The organism is Variovorax sp. ZS18.2.2, assembly GCF_024701975.1.
In the GTDB taxonomy this organism is placed as follows: domain Bacteria; phylum Pseudomonadota; class Gammaproteobacteria; order Burkholderiales; family Burkholderiaceae_C; genus Variovorax.
In genome coordinates this window covers 40,344-58,529 of record NZ_JANLNM010000003.1, presented here as the reverse complement: position 1 = coordinate 58,529, position 18,186 = coordinate 40,344, and the positions used below count along the sequence as shown (strand labels likewise).

The following is an 18,186-nucleotide window of genomic DNA, read 5'->3' as shown; positions in this document are numbered from 1 at the left end:
GGTTCCTATCGCATGACACCTTCCGGAATCCGCCCATGACCGCATCCCTTTCACGCCGCAGCGTTCTGCGCACAGGCGCCGCTGCCGCCGTGGTCGCCTCGGGCGGCCTGATCGCCTCGCAGGCGTTTTCGCAGCAGGCGCGCAAGCTCACCTTCGCATGGAACGCCGCCGCGTTCTGCCTCTCGCCGGTGGTGGTGGCGCAGGAGCGCGGCTACTTCGAGCGCAACGGGCTGCAGGTGGAGCTGATCAACTACACCGGCTCCACCGACCAGTTGCTCGAATCGCTCGCCACCGCGAAGGCCGATGCGGCCGTGGGCATGATCCACCGCTGGCTCAAGCCGCTGGAGTCGGGCTTCGACGTGAAGATCGTCGGCAGCTCGCACGGCGGCTGCGTGCGCCTGGTGGGCGCCAAGGCGGCGGGCGTGACCAACCTCGCGAGCCTGAAGGGCAAGATCATCGGCGTGTCGGACATCGCGAGCCCGGGCAAGAACTTCTTCTCGATCCTGCTGGCGAAGAACGGCATCGACGCCGACCGCGACGTCACCTGGCGCCAGTACCCGGCCGACCTGCTCGACATCGCGGTGCAGAAGGGCGAGATCCACGCCATTGCCGACGGCGACCCGAACGTCTATCTGATCGAGAAGCGCAACAAGGGCGCCTTCGTCGAAGTGGCGAGCAACCTCTCGGGCGAATACAAGGACAAGGTCTGCTGCATCGTCGGTGCGCGCGGCGAGCTGGTGCGCAAGGACAAGCCGACCGTCGCGGCGCTGGTGCGTTCCATCGCGCAGGCGTCGGCCTACGTGGCCGAGAACCCGAATGAATCGGCCAAGCTCTTTGCCAAGTACTCGCCCAAGGTGCCGATCGAAGACCTGCGCGCGCTGCTGGGCACGCTCACGCACAACCACCATCCGCTGGGCAAGAACCTGCGCGACGAGGTGGAGTTCTACGCGCGCGATTTCCGCAGCGTCGGCGTGCTCAAGAAGACGACCGACCCGGTGAAGTTCGCCGATCACGTGTCTTTCGATCCGCTGGCATGAGCGCGGTCATTGATCGGGTGCTGGAGGCGCCGCCCGCGCCGGGAAACTGGCGACGTGCTGGCACTGAAAAGGTCGCGCCGGCTTCGTTTCCCGTGCGCGCCGCGGAGGGCTTCTGGCTGACCGGCGTGCTCGCGACCGCCGCATGGCTCGCCCTGGGCCTGCTCACTATCTACTGGCCGAACAAGGCGGTGGGCTTCAGCGACTGGGCGTACACGGACGAGTTCGGCATCGCCGCCATCGCCGTGGGTGCGCTGCTGCTGGCCGTCGCATTGCTCGGGCCGCGCGCCGGTCGCGTGGCGCGCGTGCTGCGGCCCGCGGGTCCGTGGCTCGTCGCGCTGCCGGTGCTCTTCGCGATCTGGGAGATCGTGACCGCCAAGCTCGCGCTGCTCCCCACGCCTTTCTTCGCGCCGCCGCAGAGCCTGGTCGAAACCTACATCGACGACTGGCGCCGCCTCGGCGAAAGCCTGCTGCATTCGGCCCGCCTGCTCGCCCACGGCTTCGTGCTCGGCGCGCTCGCGGGATTTCTCACAGGCGTGACCATCGGCTGGTCGCGCATCGCGGGCTACTGGGTGCATCCGGTGCTGCGCTTCGTGGGGCCGGTGCCGGCGTCGGCGCTGCTGCCGCTCGCATTCTTCTTCTTTCCGTCGAGCTATGCGGCGGCCGTGTTCCTGATCGCGCTGGCCACGGGCTTTCCGGTGGCGGTGCTCACCTGGTCGGGCGTGGCCGGCGTCAACCGCAACTACTACGACGTGGCGCGCACCATGGGCGCGAGCGAGCGCTTCCTGGTGCTGCGCGTGGCGATCCCCGCCGCGCTGCCGCAGGTGTTCGTCGGGCTCTTCATGGGGCTGGGCGCCGCGTTCTCGGTACTCGTGACCGCCGAGATGATGGGCGTGAAGGCCGGCCTCGGCTTCTACCTGTCGTGGGCGCAGGGCTGGGCTTCGTACTCGAACATGTACGCCGCGCTGATCGTGATGGCCGTGCTGTGCTCGGGCCTCATCACGCTGCTCTTCAAGGTCCGCGACCGCGTGCTGTCGTGGCAGAAGGGGACCGTGAAGTGGTAGCGATGGCTGAAACAGGCGTGCGACAGGCTGGCGCGCACATCGACATCCGCGGCGTGAGCCACTGGTTCGACGTGCCCGCGGGGCCGCTGCAGGTGCTCGACGACATCGATCTCACGGTGAAGCCTGGCGAATTCGTCGCGCTGCTCGGCCCGAGCGGCTGCGGCAAGTCGACGCTACTGCGGCTGGTCGCGGGCCTGGAGCCCGCCACCGCCGGCCGCATCACGCAGGACGACGTGCCGATCACCCGGCCCGACCCGTCGCGCATCGTTGTCTTCCAGGACCCGACGCTCTACCCGTGGCGCAGCGTGTGGGACAACGTGGCGCTCGGCCTGCAGGCGCGCGGCGTGCTCAAGGCGCAGCGCGGGCGGGTGGACGAGGCACTCAAGCTCGTGGGCCTGACCGACTTCGCGAAAGCCTTTCCCCACCAGCTCTCGGGCGGCATGGCGCAGCGCGTGGCATTGGCGCGTGCGCTGGTCAACGACCCGCAACTGCTGGTGCTCGACGAACCGCTCGGCAAGCTCGACTCGCTCACGCGCATCGCGATGCAGAGCGAGCTGGTCAACCTGTGGCAGCGCGCGGGCTTCTCGGCGCTCCTGGTGACGCACGACGTGGAAGAGGCGCTGTTCCTCGCCAACCGTGTGATCGTGCTGAGCGACCGGCCGGCGCGCATTGCGGCCGAGATCGTGGTCGACCTGCCGTACCCGCGTCATCGCGGGCACGCGCGACTGGCAGAGCTGCGTCACGAAGCGCTGCGGCACCTGGGGCTCGACGCCACCTGGTGAGATGAACAGCACGCCCGAGGCCGATTGGCTCAACCTGCTGATCGGCCTGCTCCATGGCGCGCAACTGCAACTCTTGCGGGCGCTCGATGCGCTCGGGCTCGCGGGGCAGGTGCATGGCCAGCCGGCGTGGCCGTGGGCGCGGCGGTTGTCGGGCGAGAACCTGCTGATCGATCTGGGGCAGGCGCGCAATCTCGCATGGACGCTGGTGTGCGTGGCCTTGGCGGTCCTTGCATTGCTTGTCGCACTGCTCTGGCGACGTCGGCGCTTCTACGCGCTCGCGCTGGTGCCGATGCTGCTGATCGCGGCGCCATGGCCCGAGGCGCATGTGGTGCTGGTGCCCGCCACGCCGACGAGTTTCCAGTCTTCGCCGACAGGCTTCACCGCCGCCTCCATCGCCAAGGGCCGCGCGCTCTACGCGCAGAACTGCGTCGCGTGCCACGGTGCGGACGGCAAGGGCGAAGGCCCGCTCGCGGCATCGCTGGCAGTGTGGCCGCCCAACCTGAGCGGCCCCTTGCTGTGGCGCCGCGCAGATGGTGACTTGCTCTGGCGCATCCTGCACGGCACGCGCGATGCGCAGCAGGGCGGCAAGCCCACGATGCCCGGTTTCGGCGGCAAGCTCGATGAGGCCGATGCCTGGGCGCTGATCGACTACATGAAGGCGCAGGGCGCGGGCCAGAGCCTGCGCGCGCTCGGCAACTGGCCACAGCCCATCGGCCTGCCCGACATGGCGGTGCGTTGCGGCGCGCAGCCGCCACGGTTGCTCGCGAGCTGGCGCGGCCAGCGCGTGCGCATCGTGACGGGCAACGTCACGCCGGCGGAAGACCCGCGGCTCGTGACCGTCCAGCTGGTAGCGCCTTCGGAGGCAGCACTGGCCGCCGCCGACTGCGTGGCCGACTCGCCTGCCGCCTGGGAAGCGCTGGCCCTCATCACCGGTACCGATCGCCTCGCCGGCACGCAACTCATCGCCGACCGCGACGGCTGGCTGCGTGCGCGCGGCGAGCCCGGCAAGGCGGGCTGGTCCGACGACGACCTGCTGTGCCGCAGCGAGCGTGCGCCCGCTGCATTGGCGAAGAACGCCGCGCTGCCCGCCGATGGACTGGGTGCACTCATCGCCCGCATGGACGCGGAGCCGGTGCGCTTCGTCAAGGGCGGCTTCATTCACTGATTTTTCTTGACCTCGACCGAACACGGAGAACCCATGACCTCACACCTCGACCCATCCCGCCGCAAGCTCCTCACCCAAGGCCTCGCTGCCGCCACGGCTGCTGCTCTACCCGCCTTCTCATTGCCGGCCCGCGCACAGGGTCGTCCGGTGCTCAAGGCCGGCGACCAGAAAGGTGGGCTGCGCGCGCTGCTCGAAGCGGCCAACGGGCTCGAAGGATTGAGCTACGACATCCAGTGGTCCGAATTCCCCGCCGCCGCGCCGCTGGCCGAGGCGCTGAACGCGGCAGCGGTCGATTCGGGCCCCATCGGCGATGCGCCGCTGATCTTCGCGCTGGCCGCGGGCACGCGCGTCAAGGCCATCGGCGCGAACCGCTCCGACTCCTACGGCACGGCAGTGCTGGTGCGGCCCGATTCCACGCTCAAGACCGCGGCCGACCTCAAGGGCAAGAGCATCGCCACCAACCGCGGCTCCATCGGCCACTACGTGACGCTCAAGGCGATCACCGCGGCGGGCCTGAAGCCGGAAGACGTGAACATCCGTTTCCTCGCGCCGGCCGATGCCAAGCTCGCGCTCACACAGGGCTCGGTCGATGCGTGGGCCACTTGGGAGCCCTACACCGCGCTGGCCGAGGTGAGCAATCACGCGCGCGTGCTGGTGAGCGGACGCGGGCTGCTGCCGGGGCTGAGCTACCTCGCGGCGACCGATGCGGCCATCGCCGCCAAGCGGCCGGTGCTGCAGGACTTCCTGCAGCGCGTGGTGAAGGCGCAGCTCTGGTCGTACCGCAATGTCGATGCCTACTCGGCCGCGCTGGCCCGCATCATCGGCATCCCGCCCGAAGCGGCGAAGCTGCAGTTCGAGCGCCGCCAGCAGAAGTGGGTGGCCATCGATGCGAAGGTCATCGCCGACCAGCAGGGCACGGCGGATTTCTACCGGCAGGTGGGGCTCATCAAGCAGCCGCTCGATGTGAAGGCGACGTTCGACACCGGCTTCGGCACCGCTGGCTGAACAGGGTCAGGTCGGCAACACCTGCCAGGAGGCTGGGCGCTCGGCCCGGTACGTCTGCGACTGCGCGCGGAACTCCTGCGGCGCCATGCCGTAGGCGCGGCGGAAGGCGCGGGTGAAGTCCGACGCGCTCTTGAAGCCGACCGCATAGGCCACGTCCGTCACCATCATGTGCGGGTAGCGGGCAAGCTCGTCGGCCGCCTGGCGCAGCCGCAGGTGGCGGATGTAGGCGCCGAGGCCGCCTTCGTGCTGGAACATGCGGTAGATGGTCGGGCGCGACAGGTGCAGGGCGTTGAGCACGCCCTCGGGCGTCAGTTCGGCGCGGTGCAGGTTGGCCTGGATGTGGCGCCGCACCCGGCCGAAGAGCGCGGCCCGCGCCGCCGAGCGCGCATTGCCGCTCAACCCGGCCTGCTTGCCGAAGGCGGCGACGACCAGATGCGCGGCGTTGCGCACGGCGCTGTCGGCCGCGGCGGGGGTCATGCTGGGGATGTTGGCGCCCAGCGCCGCCACATGTTCGAGCGCCAGCCGCGTGAGCGGCGTCGCGTCCTGGATCGTGCGGCCGTGGATGGCTTCGGGGTCGGGAAAGACCTCCTGCACCAGCGCGGCCGGCACGAAGAAGGTGAGCACCCGGCAGCTGCTGCGCCGCATGCGCACCGGCTGGTTCATGTCCAGCGCGAGGATCTTCGTGGTGGCGTTGGTGGAAGGGGCTGCGCGACGCGGCGAGGCGCGCAGCGCGATGTCATCGACGCCGCCCTCGGCGAACACGTGGAACACGTAGTCGCGCACGCTGTCCGTCGAGATGCGGGCCAACGAGCGCTCGAGCAGCATTGCGTCGGAGCGGCAGTCGGTAAAGAGGAGGCCGTCGACCTTGTAGCGATCGATCTCTGCCCGGAAAGGCTGTTCGACATCAGCCTTCGAGGGCAGCACGTCGATCACGTGGCCGACGCGCTCGCGCCAGGCCAGCAACTGCCGGTGTTGCGGCTCGCCATGCACGCTGAAGTGGCTGCGTGCCACGCCGCCTTGCGCTGGGGGAACCGGGGCCTGGGGGGCCCCCTGGAGGGCGCGAAGGTTCATTGGAGAGGGGAAATCCGCAAGGTCGCCGCGCCAACGAATGGACGAAAACGTGAAAAAAAGTACACAACCGGAGGAATTCTCTCAATAACTGAGACGGACGGTCAAGCCGGGCGGACCGGTGCCACCACGCTTGTCTTCGCCCGGCCGCATGGCCGAACGAACCCGATTTCTTGAGCGAGCAGACCCATGTCCACAGGAAAAGCCGATCCCGCCGCCGCAACCGCCGGTGCCGTCGGTCATCTCTTCAACGAGGCGAACGAGGACGAGCTGGCCGTCCTGATGTTCTCCATGGAGCGCAGCGAGTCGCCCGGCGCCACGCGCATCGCGCGCCACATGCTGGCGCTGATCGCCGCGGCCGCGAAAGCCCGGCCGCCATCGGCCATCGCGACGAAGCCGCGCACCGGCGCCGCGCCATCCGCCGGCCAGGCGGCATCGGGCGGGGCGCTGTCGCCGCGCGAATTGCAGGTGCTGCAGATGGTGTCGCAGGGGTGGACCAACCGCCGGATCGCCGAGGCGCTCAGCCGGTCGGCCAACACCATCGACACGCAGATCAAGAGCATCTATCGCAAGCTGGACGTCAACTCGCGAACCCAGGCGGTCCGCAAGGCGATGGAAGCGGGGCTGCTGAGCTGGGATGCCAGCCGCCCGCAGTAGCTCGTCACGAAGGCTTCAGGGGCCTTGGCGTTCCGCAGCGCGCGCCAGCTGCGACAGGCGCTTGACCAGCGGCTCGAAGAGCTCCGCCGACGTGTTGCCGTAGCCCAGCACCAGCCCGTTGTCCGCCGGCAGCGGCTGCAGCGCGAAGCTCGACAGGGCCACGGGCGCCAGGTGGTGGCGCAGTGCCTCGGCGGCGATCCGGCGGTCGTCGAAGCGGGGCGGCAGGCGCACGGTGAGGTGCAGCCCGCAGTAGCCGCCATCGATCGCGTGCGGCACTTTCAGGTGCCGGGTCAGCGCCAGCCGCAACGCCTGCTGCCGGTCGCGATACAGCCGCCGCATCCGGCCCAGATGCCGGCCGAATTGCCCGCTCTCGATGAAGTCGGCCATCGCCAGCTGCTCGTGGCGATGCCCGCCGCGCAGCATTTCCTCGAGCGGGGCCTGCACGCCGGCCAGAAGCGCTTCGGGCAGCACCAGGAAACCCAGCCGCAGCGACGGGAACATCGTCTTGCTGAAGGTGCCGATGTAGAGCACGGGCGCGTCGGGCACCAGCCCCTGCATCGCGCCGATGGGCTCGCCCGTGTGGCGGAACTCGCTGTCGTAGTCGTCTTCGATGATCCATGCGCCGTGCCGGCGGGCCTCGGCGATCAGCGCGAGCCGGCGCGCGATGCTCAGCACCGCGCCAGCCGGGTACTGGTGCGAGGGCGTCGTGTAGATGAGGCGGGGCGGGTGCTTCTGCCAGTCTTCCGCGCTCGCGTGGAGGCCTTCCGCATCGACGCGGATCGGCACCATGTGCATGTCGCCCGCGCGCATGGCCGACTTTGCGCCGCGGTAGCCCGGGTCTTCGATCCAGCCCGTTTCGCCGGGGTTCGAGAGCAGCCGCACGCACAGCGAAATGGCTTCCTGCGCACCCTCGGCAATGACGACCTGCCGTGGCTCGCAGCGCACGCCGCGCGCAATGGCCAGGTGCCGCGCGATGGCCGCACGAAGCCGGGGCTCGCCCAGCGGATCGCCGTAGCCGAGCGTGGCCGGGCTCGCGGTGCGGATGGCGCGATCGAGTGCGCGGCGCCAGGCGGCCATGGGAAAGTGCGACAGCGCGGGCACGCCGGGGCGAAAGGTGGCGTCCGGCTCGGTGAAGGCGGTGCGTGGCTGGATGTCGGCGAGGCGGTGCGCGGTGGCCGGCGAGCCCGTGGTCTTGCGGGAGCGCTTGGTTGTCGTCGCTGCCGGAGACGACAGCTCGGTCACCCGTGTGCCCTGGCGGTCGGGCTGCACGTAGCCTTCGGCGGCCAGGTGCTCGTAGGCGGCGGTGACGGTGTTGCGCGAGATCGCGAGCGCCTCGGCCAGCGCGCGCGAGCCGGGCAGCCGGCTGCCTGGAGCGAGGCCGCCGTCGAGGATGGCGCGCTTCAGGCGCTCGTGCAGCTGGCGCTGCATCGAGCCGGCCTCGCGGTCCCTGGCGAGCGGGGACTCGATCAATGCGGCGAGATCTGGCGGGTTGGGCATGAAAGAGGTCGTGGCGGTCGTGGCACTACGAAATGAATACCTCGTGGTACTTTTCATGGCGCCACGGCGGGCGTACTTTACCGTTCTCCGGTACCGCCGCTTCTTTGCTCCTGAAAGACTCTTCATCCCATGCCAGCCCGCCACAACGAATTCGGTCAATCCCTCGGCTCCCTCATGCCCGAATGGAGCGCCCGCCCGCTGCCGCCGCGCGCGCCCGTCGAAGGCCGCTACTGCACGCTCGAGCCGGCGAACGCCGCGAAGCACGCCGACGACTTGCACGCCGCCTACGCGCAGGCCCCCGATACTCGCGACTGGACCTACCTGGGCGCCGAGCGACCCGCCGACCTGAATGCCATGCGCACCCACATCGAGCGCCTTGCGCAAACCACCGACCCGCTGCACTTCGCCGTCATCGACAGGCAGAGCGGCCGGGCCATCGGCACGCTGTCGCTGATGCGCATCGACGCCGCCAACGGCGTGGTCGAGGTCGGCCATGTCAATTTCTCGCCGCTGCTGAAACACACGCCCATGTCCACCGAAGCCCAGTACCTGCTGATGAAGCTGGCCTTCGACGTGCTGGGCTACCGGCGCTACGAATGGAAGTGCGACAGCTTCAACGAGCCCTCGAAGCGCGCGGCAGCCCGCCTGGGCTTCCAGGCCGAGGGCGTGTTCCGGCAGTACAGCATCTACAAGGGCCGCAGCCGCGACGCGGCGTGGTTCTCCATCATCGACAGCGAGTGGCCCGTGCTGCGAACGGCGTTCGAGCGCTGGCTCGCGCCGGAGAACTTCGATGCGCAGGGCAGGCAGCGCATGGCGCTGGACAAGTTCCGGCTGCCGCGCGCGGACTGAGAAGGTGTGAACGAATCCGGGGGAGGCGGGAAGGCCAGGTAGTTCCGGAAAATAACGATTGTTGAAAGCCCGGCAGCTTTCTATGCTGGATGGACACCCGCTCTCTTTCGCTGTCCACCCATGCCTATTTCCACCTCAACCACTCACTCCCATCGCCACCTGATGGCGCTGCTGCCCGCAGCCTTCCTCCTCCTGGGCCACGGCCTTGCGCCAGCCGCCGAACTCTCGCCAGCCCTCGCAGAGCGCCATGCCCAGGCCACCTACCGCGAATACTTCGAGCTGCTGTCCCTGCCCAACGACGCCACCGTGGCGGAAGACATCCGCAAGAACGTCGACTGGCTGGAGCAGGCTTTCCGCAAGCGCGGCTTCACGACGCAGCAGTTGCCCAACAACGGCAAGCCGATGCTCTACGCCGAGTTCCCGGGGAGCGATCCCTCGCGAAAGACGGTGCTTTTCTATATGCACCTGGACGGCCAGCCGGTGATTCCCGCGCAGTGGGCGCAAAAGAGCCCGTGGACGCCCGTGCTCAAGCGCAGGACGGACAAGGGCGACTGGGAAGAGATCGATTCCGCCCCGCTCTTCAGCGGCCCGCTCGACCCCGAGTGGCGCGTGTTCGGCCGGGCCTCGGCGGACGACAAGGGTCCGATCATGATGTTGCTGGCGGCCATCGATGCGCTCAAGGCCGGCGGCGGCCAGCCGGCGGTCAACGTCAAGGTGATCCTGGACAGCGAGGAAGAAAAAGGCTCGCCATCGATCAGCAAGGTCATGCAGGCGCACCGCGAGTTGCTGCGCAGCGACGCCATCGTGATCCACGACGGCCCGATGCATGCGACCAACCGGCCCACGCTGGTGTTCGGCAACCGCGGCGCGGCCGATGCGCGGCTCACCGTGTACGGCGCCAAGGTGCCGCTGCACAGCGGACACTACGGCAACTACGCCCCCAACCCGGCCCAGCGGCTGGCCAACCTGCTGGCCTCGATGAAGGACGACACGGGGCGGGTGACCGTTCCCGGCTACTACGACCGCGTGAAGATCGGCGAGGCCGACCGCAAGATCATGGCCGCCGTGCCGGACGACGAGGCCGCGCTCAAGCGCCGGCTGGGCATCGCGCAAACCGACAAGGTCGGAGCCAACTACCAGGAGGCGATGCAGTACCCCTCGCTGAACGTGCGCGGCATGGCTTCGGCAGCCGTGGGCGACAAGGTGGCGAACATCGTCCCCGACAAGGCCGAGGCCGAGATGGACCTGCGCACCACGCCCGACTCCGATGCACCGTACCTCGGCAAACTGATCGAGGCGCACATTGCCAAGCAGGGCTACCACCTCGTGAAGGGCGCGCCAACGGACGAGGAGCGTGCCCGCTACGACAAGATCGCGAGCTTCACCTACCGCAGCGAGGGCGCCGACGCGGCGGGCTCGCCGATCAACTCACCCATCGGGCAATGGGCCTACAAGGCTCTGACCGACACCTTCGGCACCACGCCCGCGCCGGTGCGCATCCGCATGATGGGCGGCACCGTGCCGACGGCGGAGATCGTGCGTGTGTTGCAGGTGCCCTTCGCGATCATTCCGCTGGTCAATGCCGACAACAACCAGCATGCGGCGAACGAGAACCTGCGCATGGGCAACTACGTGACGGGCGTGCAGACGGTGTACGCGCTGATGACGCACGGGTTCTGAGCGGACGGCGCGCCCGTCAGGCCGACTTGCCGGGCTTCTGCGCCGCTTCGCACTTCACCTGGATCAACTCTCGCTCGCCCAGCGTCGCACCGATGCGCACTGCGCTCAGGCACCCGCCCCAGACGCAGCCCGTGTCGGTCGAGAGCAGGTCGGGCCGCGAGAGCCAGCCGAGCGTGGACCAGTGGCCAAAAGCGACGGTGGCCGCGGCGGTCTTGCGGCCCGGCATGTCGAACCACGGCAAGAGGCCTTCGGGCGCGGGGATCGCGCCGTCCTTGGTCTCGAAGTCCATCACGCTCTCGGGCGTGCAGTAGCGAAGGCGCGTGAGCGCGTTGACGATGACGCGCAGGCGCGCGCTGCCGGTGAGCGTGTCGCTCCATTGCGTCGGCTCGTCGCCGTACATGGTGAGCAGGAAGTCGCCGAGCGCCGGGCCGCGCAGCACCGATTCGACCTCCGACGCCAGCGCGAGCGTGTCGCCGACCGTCCACTGCGGCAGCACGCCGGCGTGGACCATCAGCAGGTCGCCGCCACCGATCTGCATATGCAGCGCCATGTGCTGGTTGCGCACCCAGTCGAGCATCGCTTCGCTATCGGGCGCAGCCAAAAGGTCGGCCAGCGTGTCCTTGCGGCCGGCCTTGCGCGCGCCGTGCGCCACGCCCAGGAGGTGCAGGTCGTGGTTGCCCAGAAGGCTCCGCGCCGAGGCGCCGTAGCCCTGCACGCGGCGCAGCACGGCCGCTGAATCCGGCCCCCGGTTGACCAGGTCGCCGAGCAGCACGAGGGTGTCGCGGCTGGGGGAGAAATCGATCTCGCGGAGCAGCCGCCCGAGGGCAGGGTCGCAGCCCTGAACGTCGCCGATACAGTAAAGTGCCATTCCCTCATTCTCTCCCCCTGTTCATGGATGTCTTGCTGCTGGCCTTGCTGACCACCCTCAATGCGGTGTTCGCAATGTCCGAAATGGCCCTTTCAACCAGCCGGCGCGCACGCCTCGCAGCCCTGGCCGAAACGGGGGACACCGGCGCGGCCGCCGCGCTCAAGTTGATGGAATCGCCAACGCAATTCCTCTCGACCGTGCAGATCGGCATCACCTCCATCGGCATGCTGAGCGGCATCGTCGGCGAGGCCGCCTTCGCCGCGCCGCTCGCGGTGTGGATGGAGCACATGGGCATGGGCGCAGGCCCCGCCAGCATCGCCTCTACCGCGGTGGTGGTGACCTGCATCACCTTCTTCACGATCATCTTCGGCGAACTGGTGCCCAAGCGCATCGGCCAGCTCTACCCCGAGCCGGTGGCGCGCTGGGTGTCGCGTCCGATGCGGGGTCTCGCCAAGGGCGCCAAGCCCTTCGTGTGGCTGCTGGCCGGCGCCACGGCCACCATGCTCAAGGTGCTGCGCATCGATGCCAATGCCGCACGTTCGGTGACCGAAGAAGAAATCTCGGCCAGCCTCGAAGAAGGCGTGGACGCCGGCGTGATCGAGCAGCACGAGCACCAGATGGTGCGCAACGTGTTTCACCTCGATGACAGGCGCCTCTCGTCGCTGATGATCCCGCGCGCCGACATCGAATGGCTCGACGCCTCCAACACCGTGTCGCAAGCCTTGCAGAAGGTGGCGGACGCGGCAGCGCTCAACCTCGTGCACTCGTGGTATCCGGTCTGCCGCAACTCGCTGGACGACGTGGTCGGCGTGATCAGCGTGGCGCATCTGCTGCGCCTGGGTTCCGCCCACAAGGGTGTGCTCGGCCAGGAGGCCACGCCCGCCGTGTTCGTGCCCGAGACCCTCACCGGCATGGAACTGCTCGAGCAGTTCCGCGCCCGCGCCGGCCGGCTGGTGTTCGTGGTCGACGAATACGGCGTGGTGCAGGGCCTCATGACACCGCGCGACCTGCTCGAAGCCATCACCGGCGAACTGCAGCCCGGCATGCAGACCGACGCCTGGGCGCGCGAGCGGCCCGATGGCGTGTGGGAGCTCGATGGCCTGATGCCCGTGTCGGAGCTGCGTGCGCGCCTGGGCATCCGCGAACTGCCCGATGAAGAGCGCGGCCGCTACAACACGGTGGCCGGCCTCCTGATGTCGGTGTCGGGCCGCCTGCCCGCGGTGAGCGAGCGCATCGAGTGCGCGGGATGGATCTTCGAGATCGTGGCGCTCGAAGGCCGGCGCATCGATCGCGTGCTGGCCTCGCCCGACCCCGCGGCGCCGCGCGAAGAATAAGCAGGAACGGGCATGCTGTCGCTGCTCGCACTGAGCTGCCCGCAATGCTCCGCGCCGTTGCCACGCGCCGCACGCTGGCGCACCGTCAACTGCAGCTACTGCGGCGCGACCATCACGCGCGGCGAGGAAACGGTGGAGCGCGAGAGCTTCCGTGCGGCCTTGCGGCGTGCCAATGCGGACGTTGCAGGCGGGCGCATCGTGCAATGGCGCGGCGCGCGCTACCGCGTGTTGGCGCCGCTGGGTGTCGGCGAGCACAGCGAGGTGCTGTTCGCCGAACGGCTCGGTGCGGTACCCGAACGCGTCACCTTGAAGCTGGCGCGCGAGGCGTCGGACAACGATGTGCTGCTGCGCGAGGGCGCGGTGCTGCAGGCGCTGCAAGACCTGTCTGTTCCGGGCGCTGTCTACTTCACGCGCCGGCTGCCGCAGCCACTGGGCACGGGCGTCGCCGAAGGCCTGGCTGACGGCAAGCGCCAGGTGCTGGTGCTGCGCCACCCGACCGGTTTCTGGGGCAGCCTGCAGGACGTGCAGCAGGCCAACCCGCAAGGCATCGATGCGCGCCACGCCGTGTGGATCTGGCGCCGAATGCTCGAGGTGCTGGCCTTCGTGCATGGCGCCGGCTGGGCGCACCGCGATCTTTCGCCCGCGCATGCGCTGGTGCATCCGCGCGACCACGGCGTGCTGCTCATCGGCTGGTCGCAGGCGCGGCAGGCCTCGGGTTCCGCGCACGCCGCCGCTGCGGCGCGCGATCTCGCGCAGGCCGCGTGGACCGTGCGCGCAGTGCTGCACGGCGGCGCTGCGGGCGACCCTGGCTTCGGTGCGCACACACCCGCGCCACTGGTCACGCTGCTGCGCCAGTGCAGCGAAGACACCGCCTTCTGCGAACGCCTCGGCGCGCAGGGCATCGAACAGGCGCTCTCGGCCGCATCGCGCGAATCCTTCGGCGCGCCGCAGTTCGTTCACTTCGATCCCGCGCCGCGCCTCGGCGGCTGACTGACAGACATTCCAAGGAGCACCCCATGGGTTACGGAAACTACTCGCACGCCGCCCACACGGCGCTGATCGCCGACCGCGCCGCCAAGCCAGGCGCCGAGGTGTTCACGCAGACCGCGACGCACGCGCTCATGAACCCGCACGGCCTCAAGGTGCGTGAGTCGCGCGACAACGCCGACCACCCCAACTCGCTGGGCATCGTGTTCGCGCTCGACGTCACCGGCTCGATGGGCGATATCCCGCAGACCCTCGCGCGCCGCGAGCTGCCCACCTTCATGAAGTTGCTGACCGACTGCGGCGTGGCCGACCCCCAGCTCATGTTCATGGCCATCGGCGACGCCACCTCCGACCGCGCACCGCTGCAGGTCGGCCAGTTCGAATCGACCGCCAACCTCATGGATCAGTGGCTTACCTGGAGTTATCTCGAAGGCGGCGGTGGTGGCAGCGGTGAAGAGAGCTACGAGCTGGCCTTCTACGTGATGGCGCAGCACACCGACATGGACTGCTGGGTAAAGCGCAAAAAGCGCGGCTACCTGTTCGTGACCGGCGACGAGCTGCCGTACCCCGCCGTCTCGCGCCACCAGATCGAAGGCCTCATCGGCGAGAAGCTCGACGAGGACATTCCCATCGAGGAAGTCATCGCCGCCGCGGCCGAGACCACGAACCTGTTCTTCCTGATCCCCGACGCCCAGCGTCGCCGCCGCTGCGAGCCGCGCTGGCGGGAACTGCTGGGCGATCACGTCATCTGCATGGACTCGCCCGACGATGCCTGCGCCGTGGCTGCCGGCATCGTCGCGCTCACCGAGAAGGCCGTGCCCAACCTCGACGGCCTCGCCAGGGTGATGGGCGCGACCGGCATGGCCAAGGAGCGCGTGGGCGGCGTGCTGCACGCGCTCGATGCGTACGCCGCGCTGCTCGACCCGACCGCGCCGCGCCGCGCACCGCCGTCTCCCAGCGGACCGCGGTCGTCGTGGTGGAAGCGGCTCTTCGGCTGAACGGCTGAACACCGTGTGACGACCGCCGCGGCCACGCGCTACGTCTCGCTGCTGGGCCTGGGCTTCGGGGACTGCGGCAAGGGCCTCTTCACCGACCACCTGTGCGGCGCGTTGCAGGCGCACACGGTGGTGCGTTTCAACGGCGGCGCACAGGCCGGCCACAACGTGGTGCTGGCCGATGGGCGGCATCACACCTTCTCGCAGTTCGGCGCCGGCAGTTTTCATGCGGGCGTGGCGACGGTGCTCGCGAGCCCGGTGGTGGTGCATCCGACGGCGCTGCGTGTCGAGGAAGAGGCGCTGCGCCGCGTGGGCGTGTCCGATGCCTTCGCGCGCTTGCAGATCGATGCGCGCTGCCGCGTGACGACGCCGTTCCATCAGGCCGCGGGCCGGCTGCGTGAATGGGCGAGGGGAACAGCGGCACACGGCAGCTGCGGTGTGGGCGTCGGCGAGACGGTGCGGCAGGCGCTGGCTGCGCCCGTCGATGCATTGCGCTACGGCGACCTCATGCATCGTGCGCGCACGCTCGAAAAGCTGGAGGCTTCGCGCGTGGCACTGCGCCGCGAGTTCGCGGACATGGCGCCATTGCACCCCGAGGCCGCGCAGGAGCTGGCATTGCTAGCCGACGCCTCGCTCGCCCAGCGCTGGTTCGACGCTGCGGCGCCATGTGTCCGCCTGTCGCCCCCTGCACGCGCCGACGCCATCGGTGCAAGGCTCGCGCGTCCCGGCACCGTGCTGTTCGAAGGCGCGCAGGGCGTGCTGCTCGATGAGTGGCACGGCTTTCATCCGCACACGACGTGGAGCACCATCTCAACGGCCGCAGTCGAGGCCGTGCTGCACGACGCGGGCGTCGATGCGCATGTGCAGCACTTCGGCGTGTTGCGCAGCTACCTCACGCGTCATGGCCCGGGCCCATTGCCCACGCACGATCCCGCACTCGACGCGCGATTCGCCGAACCGCACAACGCCGACGAAGGCTGGCAGGGCGCGTTCCGTCGCGGCCATCCCGATGCGTTGCTGCTGCGCTATGCGCTCGCGGCGGTCGGGCCGCTCGACGGGTTGGTGGCGAGTCACCTCGATGCCGTCGAGGGCGCGGGCCTTCGCTGGTGCACGGGCTACCGCACGGCCGATGGTGCCGAAGTTGGATCACTGCCGTTCAGCGACGAACCGGACCTCGGGCATCAGCACGCATTGACCCAGCTGCTGCAAGGCGCACAGCCCCTCTACGAACCGCACCCCATCGGCACCGCGCGAGCGTGGGCGGAGCGCGTCGAAACCTTCACCGGCCTGCCGGTACGCTTCGGCGCCTTCGGTCCGACGCGCGACACCGTGCGTGCGCGAGAGCACATCTGAAAGACCGTGTGACGCCCAACATCTTCCTGATCGTCGGCGCAGCACTCAGCGCCATTGCCGCGCTGCTGCACATCTGCGTCATCTTCGGTGGGCCCGCGTGGTATCGCTTCTTCGGCGCAGGCGAGCGCATGGCCGTGGGCGCGGCGGCCGGGCATTGGTATCCGCCGATCGTCACGTTGCTGATCGCCGGCGTGCTGGGCGTCTGGGCCGCATACGCACTCTCCGGTGCGGGAGTGCTGCAACCGCTGCCGTTGCTGGCATTCGTGCTGCCCGCCATCACTGCTGTCTACCTGCTGCGGGGGCTTGTTGCCGTGGTGCTGTTCGTGTTCGACCGGCAGCGGCTGAGCGCCTTCTGGGTGTGGAGCTCGGCCATCTGCTTTGTGTTCGGCCTTGTCCATCTGGTCGGGCTCGTTCAGGTCTGGGAGACGCTCTGAACGAGGCGCCGACGGGTCAACGCGACAGCAGCGCCCGCAGCCAGCGCAGAAGCGGCCAGCCGGCAACGACCAGGACAGTCGAGACCAGCAGTGCTTCGGTGGTGAGAGAGCGCTCTACCATCTGCACCAGGTCCGGTTGACTCTGCTGGTATTCGAGAAAGTAACCGCCTGGCGTGGAGGCGGAGGCGATGAGCCCGATGAAATCCGCACCCGCCTGAAGCACGCGATGCAGACCGAGCACGGCAAGGAAGGCGAAGGTCACATAGGCCCAGGGCTTCTGCAACTTGCCCCACCAGAATGCAGAGGTGATGCCGACCAGCAGCACGCACACGGCGAACGGCAGCACCAGCGAGAGAAGGAACGACACGATCGCGTCAGCCTTGTGCTTCGAACCCAGGCGTCTGGCTCATCTCCGAAGGCTTGTAGATCTTGTGCTGCGCAATCGCGCTGCCTGCGTCGGAAACCACCAGCAGCCGCCAGAGCGGCTCGCGCACCGAGCAGGCCTGCTCCTCGCTCGTGAGCTGGAACTTGGGCGATCCGGTGGAGGTGCCCTTCACCACGACGCGCAGAAGCGTCGCGCCCTTCGCGTTCGACGCCTCGATGCTGTAGCCGATGTTCTTGCTGGTGAGGTCCTCGGCGTTGTAGCCGTAGCCCTTGAAGTGGCGCATGACGTAGTCCATGGCAGCGGCCTGGACCTCTTCGCGCGAAACGGGGGCGGGTGGGGCGTCGGCCTCCGGCTCGGCCTCGGCCACGACCGGCACGCTGCCCCGTGCCGCGGCGGCCTTCACTTCCGCCTCGTCGGGCGTCCAGCCGCGCGGGCCGCGAACCAGCACCGCGATCTGCTCCTCGGGCTCCCAGCTGGCGACGTGCCATTCGGCATCGTCGCGCACGCGCGTGGAGACCTTCGCGGCCTTGTTGCTCTCCAGCTCGGCGATGGCGACCCGGTTGGTCTGCAGCACGGCCCGGAAGCCCTGGCCGGCGTCGAAGGTGCGCTTGAGCAAGGCCAGGCGGTCTTTCGCGCGCTGGACCTGGAAGGGGCTGCGTGTGCCGCCGCCGGCGCGAAGCTGCGTATCCAGCGACTCGAGGCAGAACCAGCGGTTGCCGGTGCCCACGCTCACATACTCCGCCCAGATGGTCGCGATGACGTTGTCGCCGGTCGCCAGCCAGGCCTGGTCGAACGGCTTTTCCCGCGCGTCGAACACCCCCATCTTGGCGACGATCTCGACCGGCGTGAGCCGGGGTCCTGAGAGTCGCATCTCATCGATGACGGTGAGTACGTGGGGGTCGACTTCCTTGTCCATGCGGGTGGTTTTGTGGCGTGTTTGGGGGGTGGGAGTATGCCGCATCGGGTGCCGCACGCCGGCCGCCGCACTTGTCGGGGGCGCCGCGATCGGCCATTCTTGCGCTGTGCGGA

General features: G+C 69.0%; 18 protein-coding genes. 13 read left to right on the top strand and 5 right to left on the bottom strand.

Annotated features, from left to right (window positions below):
• Positions 1-35: 35 nt before the first annotated feature.
• From NU688_RS14070 to NU688_RS14050, 5 genes are read left to right on the top strand one after another with little or no spacing between them, the layout of a single operon-like run.
• Entirely contained in the window at positions 36-1,037 is a 1,002-nt protein-coding gene (locus tag NU688_RS14070; RefSeq protein WP_257861285.1) for an ABC transporter substrate-binding protein, read from the top strand.
• The gene (locus NU688_RS14065) at positions 1,034-2,098 is read left to right on the top strand and encodes an ABC transporter permease (RefSeq protein ID WP_257861284.1); all 1,065 of its coding nucleotides are present in this window, start codon (positions 1,034-1,036) and stop codon (positions 2,096-2,098) included. Before NU688_RS14070 ends, NU688_RS14065 begins: the two co-directional genes overlap by 4 nt.
• Before the next feature lie 2 nt (positions 2,099-2,100).
• The gene (locus NU688_RS14060) at positions 2,101-2,880 is read left to right on the top strand and encodes an ABC transporter ATP-binding protein (RefSeq protein ID WP_257861283.1); all 780 of its coding nucleotides are present in this window, start codon (positions 2,101-2,103) and stop codon (positions 2,878-2,880) included.
• Between the two features lies 1 nt (position 2,881).
• Positions 2,882-4,045, top strand: coding sequence for a cytochrome c (locus NU688_RS14055; RefSeq protein ID WP_257861282.1), 1,164 nt, complete (start codon positions 2,882-2,884; stop codon positions 4,043-4,045).
• Between the two features lie 33 nt (positions 4,046-4,078).
• Positions 4,079-5,050, top strand: coding sequence for an ABC transporter substrate-binding protein (locus NU688_RS14050; protein WP_257861281.1), 972 nt, complete (start codon positions 4,079-4,081; stop codon positions 5,048-5,050).
• Between the two features lie 6 nt (positions 5,051-5,056).
• On the opposite strand, the gene NU688_RS14045 is transcribed toward NU688_RS14050, so the two are convergent.
• Positions 5,057-6,061 carry a helix-turn-helix transcriptional regulator gene (locus NU688_RS14045; protein WP_308340305.1) on the bottom strand — a complete coding sequence of 335 codons (1,005 nt, stop codon included), beginning with the start codon at positions 6,059-6,061 and terminating at the stop codon, positions 5,057-5,059.
• 246 nt (positions 6,062-6,307) lie between these two features.
• Here NU688_RS14045 and NU688_RS14040 point away from each other — a divergent pair, with 246 nt between their 5' ends.
• Positions 6,308-6,775 (top strand): response regulator transcription factor, encoded by a 468-nt coding sequence (locus NU688_RS14040; protein WP_257861278.1) that lies wholly within the window; start codon positions 6,308-6,310, stop codon positions 6,773-6,775.
• Positions 6,776-6,790: 15 nt separating this feature from the next.
• On the opposite strand, the gene NU688_RS14035 is transcribed toward NU688_RS14040, so the two are convergent.
• Positions 6,791-8,272 carry a PLP-dependent aminotransferase family protein gene (locus tag NU688_RS14035; RefSeq protein WP_257861276.1) on the bottom strand — a complete coding sequence of 494 codons (1,482 nt, stop codon included), beginning with the start codon at positions 8,270-8,272 and terminating at the stop codon, positions 6,791-6,793.
• A 129-nt stretch (positions 8,273-8,401) separates the two neighbouring features.
• Between NU688_RS14035 and NU688_RS14030 the strand changes: the two genes are divergently transcribed.
• Positions 8,402-9,121, top strand: coding sequence for a GNAT family N-acetyltransferase (locus NU688_RS14030; RefSeq protein ID WP_257861275.1), 720 nt, complete (start codon positions 8,402-8,404; stop codon positions 9,119-9,121).
• Positions 9,122-9,241: 120 nt separating this feature from the next.
• Positions 9,242-10,801 carry a M20/M25/M40 family metallo-hydrolase gene (locus NU688_RS14025; RefSeq protein ID WP_257861274.1) on the top strand — a complete coding sequence of 520 codons (1,560 nt, stop codon included), beginning with the start codon at positions 9,242-9,244 and terminating at the stop codon, positions 10,799-10,801.
• A gap of 16 nt (positions 10,802-10,817) precedes the next feature.
• On the opposite strand, the gene NU688_RS14020 is transcribed toward NU688_RS14025, so the two are convergent.
• On the bottom strand, positions 10,818-11,669 hold the full coding sequence (locus tag NU688_RS14020) for a symmetrical bis(5'-nucleosyl)-tetraphosphatase (protein ID WP_257861273.1): 852 nt from the start codon (positions 11,667-11,669) through the stop codon (positions 10,818-10,820).
• Between the two features lie 23 nt (positions 11,670-11,692).
• On the opposite strand from NU688_RS14020, the gene NU688_RS14015 reads away from it, so the two are divergent.
• From NU688_RS14015 to NU688_RS13995, 5 genes are read left to right on the top strand one after another with little or no spacing between them, the layout of a single operon-like run.
• Positions 11,693-13,003, top strand: a complete 1,311-nt coding sequence (locus NU688_RS14015) for a hemolysin family protein (protein WP_257861272.1) — start codon at positions 11,693-11,695, stop codon at positions 13,001-13,003.
• A 12-nt stretch (positions 13,004-13,015) separates the two neighbouring features.
• Positions 13,016-13,993: a protein kinase family protein gene (locus NU688_RS14010; RefSeq protein WP_257861271.1), complete on the top strand. Its 978-nt coding sequence runs from the start codon at positions 13,016-13,018 to the stop codon at positions 13,991-13,993.
• A 26-nt stretch (positions 13,994-14,019) separates the two neighbouring features.
• Positions 14,020-14,988 carry a VWA domain-containing protein gene (locus NU688_RS14005; RefSeq protein ID WP_257861270.1) on the top strand — a complete coding sequence of 323 codons (969 nt, stop codon included), beginning with the start codon at positions 14,020-14,022 and terminating at the stop codon, positions 14,986-14,988.
• Positions 14,989-15,003: 15 nt separating this feature from the next.
• A complete protein-coding gene (locus NU688_RS14000; RefSeq protein WP_257861269.1) occupies positions 15,004-16,338 on the top strand; it encodes an adenylosuccinate synthetase in 1,335 nt (444 codons plus the stop codon).
• Between the two features lie 8 nt (positions 16,339-16,346).
• Entirely contained in the window at positions 16,347-16,772 is a 426-nt protein-coding gene (locus tag NU688_RS13995; protein ID WP_257861268.1) for a hypothetical protein, read from the top strand.
• Positions 16,773-16,788: 16 nt separating this feature from the next.
• Here NU688_RS13995 and NU688_RS13990 read toward each other — a convergent pair whose 3' ends face one another.
• Together NU688_RS13990 and NU688_RS13985 are read right to left on the bottom strand one after the other, a co-directional pair.
• Positions 16,789-17,139 (bottom strand): hypothetical protein, encoded by a 351-nt coding sequence (locus tag NU688_RS13990; protein WP_257861266.1) that lies wholly within the window; start codon positions 17,137-17,139, stop codon positions 16,789-16,791.
• Positions 17,140-17,146: 7 nt separating this feature from the next.
• Positions 17,147-18,073, bottom strand: coding sequence for a protein NO VEIN domain-containing protein (locus NU688_RS13985; protein WP_257861265.1), 927 nt, complete (start codon positions 18,071-18,073; stop codon positions 17,147-17,149).
• Positions 18,074-18,186: the final 113 nt, after the last annotated feature.